The following is a 6,318-nucleotide window of genomic DNA, read 5'->3' on the forward strand; positions in this document are numbered from 1 at the left end:
TGTCGAGGACGTCGGGAGCGGTGAAGGCGCGCGGGTCCCGGTCGGCCGCCCCGAGCCCGGCCCGCGGCCGGTCGGGCAGTGGGGCGCGGGCGGGTGAGTCAGGCGGTGGGGGCGCGCAGGCGGGCCAGGGTGTCGGCCTCGTCCCAGACCTCCCCGTACTTGGCCTGGATGTCGTGGAGGTTCGCCTCGTGCGGTCCCGGGGCGCGGTCGCCGACGGCCTGGCGCACGACGACGGGCAGGAAGCCGTGCTGGATCGCGTCGACCGCGGTGGCCCGGACGCAGCCGCTGGTGGACACGCCCGCCACGACCAGGGTGTCGACGCGCAGCGCGGTGAGGGTGGAGGCCAGGGAGGTCCCGAAGAAGGCGCTGGCGTACTGCTTGACGACGACCAGCTCGCCCGGGTCGGGGGCCACCTCGGGCATGAGCGCGCCGAGCGGGCCGTCGCCGACCAGGTGCCGCAGCGGGGCGACCTTGCGGAAGAACAGGCCGCCGTCCGTGCCGCCCGGCCCGTAGGAGACGCGGGTGTGCACCACCGGGACGCCCGCCTCACGGGCCGCGGCCAGCAGCCGGGCGGCCGACTCCAGGCAGCCGCGCGAGCCGAGGAACAGCTCGGCGTCCGGCTCGAAGTAGGCGCGCATCAGGTCGACGAGGATCAGCGCCGGGCGCTCCCCGAAGGGCAGGGTCCCCCCGAACGCCTCACCGGACCCCGTGTTCACACCCGTACCGGCGGGCGGGGGGCGGGCAGGCCGGTCTCCTCCTCGCAGCGGGCGAGGATCTCCTCCAGCGGCGGGCCCATGTCGAACACCGCCGGCTCGGGCCTGGTCTCGCGCAGCGAGGCGCGCAGTTCGGCCGTCGCCTCCTCGTCCACCACGCCCTCGTCGTCGCAGGCCACGCCGTAGCGGCGGGCGCCGTCGGCGCTGACCAGGCCGCGCCGTACCTCCAGCGCGACCAGCGCGGGGTCGCGCTCGAGCGGGTCGCCCCACCCGCCGCCGCCCCAGGTGACGAAGTGCAGCAGGTCGCCGGGGGCGACGGGGACGTCGTGCACCTTGCTGGGCAGCGTCTGCACGCTCCCGTCGGCCCGCTCGATCCACTTGCGTCCCCGGGCGCCGGGGGTGCCGCCGTTGACGCCCCAGGGGTAGGTGAGCCAGCGGTCGTCGTGGATGGCGATCGTGCCCGGCTCCAGGAACCGGTAGGCCACGTCGACGCCGTTGCCGCCGCGGTGCAGCCCGGCACCGCCGGTGTCGGCGACGGTCTCCCAGCGCTCGATCCGCAGCGGGTAGTACGACTCCAGGAACTCGCACGGGATGTTGGTGAACGACGGCCACAGCGAGTGCCCGTCGGGGCCGTCGCCGATCGGCCGTCCCGGGACGCCGCCGAAGCCGATGGAGTAGAGCTGGAACCACTCCCCCGTGCCGGTCTTGTGCCCGGAGTACATGAAGTGCGGCGAGGAGGAGAAGCCCGCGGCGTTCAGCAGCTCCGGCGTCCGCTGCCCGAGCAGCCCGCCGAACAGGTCGAAGATGCGGCCGATGCCGTGGTTGCGGGCGTTGAGCGCGGCCGGGTACTCCGGCTTCCAGAAGCTCTTTTCCGGGATGCGCACGTCCACCAGAGGGTAGAAGCCGTCGTTCCACAGGATCTGCGGGTCGGCCACGGTGATCAGGTAGATGCCGAAGAACATCCGGGCGAGGTTCTCGTTGATGAAGTAGTTGATCGGCCCCTGGGCCTGCGGGTCGCTGCCGGAGAAGTCCAGCAGCACCTTCTCACCCGTGCGGGTCAGCGACAGCGTCAGCTTGTACGGCCCGAAGCCCACCCCGTCGTCGCAGATGTAGTCGGAGAAGGTGAGGGTCTCCCCGTCCTCGAAGAGCGTGGCCAGCAGGATCCTCATCGCGTCGTGGTTGCGCAGCAGCAGCGCCTCCAGCGCCGAGGTGTAGGTCTCGGTCCCGAACCGCGCGCACAGCTCCTGGATCCGCCGGGAGGCGGTACGGCAGGCCGCGATGAGGCCGTTGAGGTCGGCGCGGTTCCAGTCGGGCTGGCGCACCTGGTTGAGGATGATGCGCAGCGCGTCCTCGTTGAGCACGCCCTTGGAGTAGAGCTTGAAGGGCGGGATGACCACGCCCTCCTCGAAGATGGTGCGCGCGTCGGTCGGCATGGAGCAGGCGGTCTTGCCGCCGACGTCGGACATGTGGCCGAACATCGACGCCCAGCCGACGACCCGGCCGTCCACGTAGATGGGCATGACGACCAGCCAGTCGTTGGCGTGGCTGATCGCGCCGTCGCAGGAGTAGGGGTCGGAGGTGAGCAGCACGTCGCCCTCCTCGATGGTCCCGTCGAACCCGTCCAGCAGCGAGGGGATCGACAGCCCGAACTGGCCGACGACCATGCGGCCCTGGGGGTCGCCGATCAGCGGGAACTCGTCGTGCTGCTCGCGGATGCCCGGGGAGAGCGCGGTGCGGAAGAGCACCTCGTCCATCTCGTGGCGCGCGTTGCGCAGCGCGTTCTCGATGATGTCGAGGGTGACCGGGTCGACGTCCACCGCCGTGAGCGGCGCGCCGGCGGTCTCGATGATCTGGGCCATCATGCCTCCAGGGGGCGGATGAGCAGGCTGCCGCTCTCGTGGACCGTGGCGGCGTGGCCCGGCAGCACGAGGGTGGTGGAGTCCATTTCGACGACGATCGCCGGGCCGCGGACCACGTTCCCGGCCAGCAGTGCGGAGCGGTCGTACACGGCGGCGTCGCTCCAGCCGCCCTCGACCCAGATGGGGTGGGTGGAGACGACGGCCGCCGAGGCGTCCTCGCCGCCGGCCTCCAGCGCGACCGCGCGGACGTTGGGGCGCGGGCCGCTGACCGCCGCGCGGGCGCTGACCAGCTCGTGCTCGTTGCCCAGCAGGAAGGAGAAGAGCCGCTCGTGCTCGGCGTCGAACGCCTTGCCCAGGGCCTCAAGACCGGTGCCGGCCTCCACCGGGATCGGGATCTCGAATCCCTGCCCGTGGTAGCGGACGTCGACGTGGTAGGTGGCGCTCTGGTCGTCGCGGCCGACGCCCTCGGCCTCCAGCGTCCGCGCGGCGGTCTCGGCCAGCTCGGCCAGCAGCTCGCCCAGCTCGGTGTCGGTGAGCCGGGAGAAGCGCCGGATGTAGGTGCGGGAGGCCTCGTCGCGCAGCGAGGTGGTGGCGTCGCCGTACGCGCACAGCACGCCCGGTGAGGGCGGGATGACGACCGGCCAGGAGCCGGTGAGGCGGCCCAGCGCGTTGGCGTGCAGCGGCCCGGCCCCGCCGAAGGCGACCATCGCGAAGTCGCGCGGGTCGAAGCCCTGCTGGACCGAGACCAGGCGCAACGCGCCGAACATGTTCTCGTTGACGATGTCGACGATCCCCTGCGCGGCGGCCTCGGCCGACGGCAGGCCCATGGCCTGGGCGATCCGCGCGACCGCGGCGTGGGAACGTTCCCGGTCCAGCACGATCTCGCCGCCGGCCAGCCGGGTCGGCAGGTAGCCGAGCACCACGTTGGCGTCGGTGACGGTCGGCTCCTCGCCTCCCCTGCCGTACGCGGCCGGGCCGGGGTCGGCCCCGGCCGACTGGGGGCCGACGCGCAGTGCCCGGGTCAGCTCCGGGACGTGCGCGATGGAGCCGCCGCCGGCGCCGACGGTCCGCACGTCCACCGAGGCTGAGCGGACGGTGAGGTCGCCGACCTTGGTCTCGCGGCCGATGCGCGGGCGCAGGTTCTCGACCAGGGCGACGTCGGTGGAGGTGCCGCCCATGTCGAAGGTGAGGAAGTCGGGGAAGCCGGCCTGCTCGGCCACCCAGACCGCGCCGGCGACGCCGCCTGCCGGGCCCGACAGCAGCAGGTTGACCGGGTTGGCCGCCGCGGCCGGGGCCGAGGCCAGGCCGCCGTCGCTGCGCAGGATGTTCAGGGCTCCCTCCACCCCGCCTTCGGCGATCTTCGAGGCGAGGTTGTCCATGTACCGGGCGACCTGCGGCTGGACGTAGCCGTTGGCGACGGTGGTGATGGTGCGCTCGTACTCGCGCAGCTCGGGCAGGACGGCCGAGGAGATCGAGACCGGCACGCCCGGCAGCTCCTCGGCGGCGATCTCGGCGATCCGCCGCTCGTGGCCGTCGAAGGCGTAGGAGTTGATCAGGGAGACCGCGAGGGCCTCGACGCCGCGCAGCCGCGACAGGGAGGCGCGTAGCGCGTCCTCGTCCAGGGGGACGACGACGGAGCCGTCCGAGGCGACCCGTTCGACGGCCTCGATCGTGTCCTCCAGCGCGGCCAGTGGCTCGGGCTTGGGCCAGATGATCCAGCCGGCCAGGCCGCCGGGCACGAACGAGCGGGCGATCTGCAGCACCTGCCGGAACCCGGCGGTGGTCACCAGGCCCACCCGGGCGCCCTTGCCCTCCAGGATGGCGTTGGTCGCGACCGTGGTCCCGTGCAGGACCTGGCCGATCTCGGACAGGGGGATGCCGGCCTCGGCGCAGACCTTCTCGATGCCGGCCAGCACCCCCGCCGACTGGTCGTGGGGGGTCGAGGGGGTCTTGGCGCGGAAGGTGCGCCCGCTGTCGGTGTCGATGAGGAGGATGTCGGTGAACGTCCCTCCGACGTCCACCCCGAGCCGGTAGTGCATGCCGTGCTCCTTGTCAGATGATTCCTGTCGCGGCGAGCCGCGCGATCTCCTCGCCGGTCAGGCCGAGCAGGCCGCGATAGACCTCGTCGTTGTGCGCGCCGAGCTCGGGCCCGGCGCTGCGCACGCTCCCCGGCGTGTCGGAGAGCTTGGGGACCACGTTCTGCATGGCCAGCTCGCCGAACTCGGGGTGGGGGACGCGCACGATCGCCTCGCGGGCGGCGAAGTGCGGGTCGTCGAACATGTCGGCGGCGCGGTAGATCCGCCCGGCCGGGACGCCGTCGCGGTGCAGGATCTCCAGCAGCTCGTCGGCGGGGAAGCCGGACGTCCAGCGGGCGATCGTCTCGTCCAGTTCGGCCATGTGGGCGCCGCGGGCGCCGTGCGTGGCGTAGCGCTCGTCGGTGGCGAGCCCGTCGGCGCCCATCGTCGCGGCGAGGCGGCGGAACACGCTGTCCTGGTTGGCCGCGATGAGGACCGAGTCGCCGTCGGCGGTGGGGTAGACGTTGCTGGGCGAGACGTTGGGCAGCACCGGGCCGGTGCGCTCACGCTGGTAGGAGGCCTGCTGCCACTCGGGCAGCATCGACTCCATCATGGCGAGCACGGCCTCGTAGATCGCCGAGTCGACGACCTGGCCCTTGCCGCTGCGCTCGCGCTCGTGCAGCGCGACGAGCGTGCCGATACAGGCGTGGGTGGCGGCCAGGGAGTCGCCCAGCGAGATCCCGGCGCGCGACGGCGGCCGGTCGGGGTCGCCGGTGACGTGGCGGATGCCGCCCATGGCCTCGCCGATCGAGCCGTAGCCGGCCCTGGGCGCGTACGGGCCGGTCTGGCCGAACCCGGTCACCCGGGTGATGACCAGTCCGGGGTTGATCTCGTGCAGCCGGTCGGGGGACATGCCCCAGCGCTCCAGCGTGCCGGGCCGGAAGTTCTCCAGCAGCACGTCGGCCCGCTCGACCAGCCGCCGGACGAGGTCCTGGCCCTCGGCGGTGCGCAGGTCGCAGGTGACGGACTTCTTGTTGCGGGCCACCACCGGCCACCACAGGGACGTGCCGTGCGGCTTCTCCCTGCCCCACTGGCGCATGGGGTCGCCCCGGCCGGGGTCCTCCACCTTGATGATCTCCGCGCCGAAGTCGCCGAGCAGTTGCCCGCAGAACGGTCCCGCGAGCAACTGCCCGAGTTCGACGACCCGGACGTCTCCGAGCGGAAGGCCTCTCATCGTGGGTTCTCCTGGTGACGGGGACCGAGCAGGGACGCGCGGGCGGAGAACAGGTGGGCGCGCATGACGGCCTCTGCCCATTCGGGGTCTCCGGCCCGCACGGCCGCGGCGATCTCGATGTGGTGGTTGACGCTGCGCCGCATCGCCTCCTCGTCGAAGGCTCCGTAGGTGCGCAGCAGGACGGGCGAGTGGACCAGCGAGCTGATCGACTGGGCCAGGACGGCGCTGCCGCCGAGGCGTACCAGGTCGCCGTGGAAGTCGGCGTTGAGGCGGTAGACCGCCTCGACGTCGCCCCGCTCGGCGTGGTCGCGCAGGTCGAGCGCGACCCGGTGCAGGCGGTCGCAGTCGGCGGCGGTGGCCACGGCGGCGGCCTGGCGCGCGGCCAGGCCCTCGATCCGCGCCCGCAGCTCGAAGATCGTCTCCAGGTCCTCGCGCGGGTACTCCACGACGCGGGCGCCGCGGTTGGCCGCGATCTCGACGAGCCCCTCGGCCTGCAG

5 protein-coding genes are annotated in these 6,318 nt (G+C 73.0%); all 5 read right to left on the reverse strand.

Annotated features, from left to right (window positions below; translation table 11 throughout):
* Positions 1 to 98 precede the first annotated feature (98 nt).
* Entirely contained in the window at positions 99 to 716 is a 618-nt protein-coding gene (locus AB0G16_RS38085; protein ID WP_362815789.1) for an isochorismatase family protein, read from the reverse strand.
* Positions 713 to 2,575 (reverse strand): hydantoinase B/oxoprolinase family protein, encoded by a 1,863-nt coding sequence (locus tag AB0G16_RS38090; RefSeq protein WP_362815791.1) that lies wholly within the window; start codon positions 2,573 to 2,575, stop codon positions 713 to 715. The genes AB0G16_RS38085 and AB0G16_RS38090 overlap by 4 nt, the downstream gene beginning before the upstream one ends.
* Entirely contained in the window at positions 2,572 to 4,611 is a 2,040-nt protein-coding gene (locus AB0G16_RS38095; RefSeq protein ID WP_362815793.1) for a hydantoinase/oxoprolinase family protein, read from the reverse strand. Before AB0G16_RS38095 ends, AB0G16_RS38090 begins: the two co-directional genes overlap by 4 nt.
* Positions 4,612 to 4,624: 13 nt before the next feature.
* Positions 4,625 to 5,821: a CoA transferase gene (locus AB0G16_RS38100; protein WP_362815795.1), complete on the reverse strand. Its 1,197-nt coding sequence runs from the start codon at positions 5,819 to 5,821 to the stop codon at positions 4,625 to 4,627.
* The coding region (locus tag AB0G16_RS38105; RefSeq protein ID WP_362815797.1) for a GntR family transcriptional regulator at positions 5,818 to 6,318 on the reverse strand (501 nt) is incomplete at its 5' end. The genes AB0G16_RS38105 and AB0G16_RS38100, both read right to left, overlap by 4 nt.

The organism is Streptosporangium sp. NPDC023615 (assembly GCF_040640155.1).
Taxonomy (GTDB): domain Bacteria; phylum Actinomycetota; class Actinomycetes; order Streptosporangiales; family Streptosporangiaceae; genus Streptosporangium.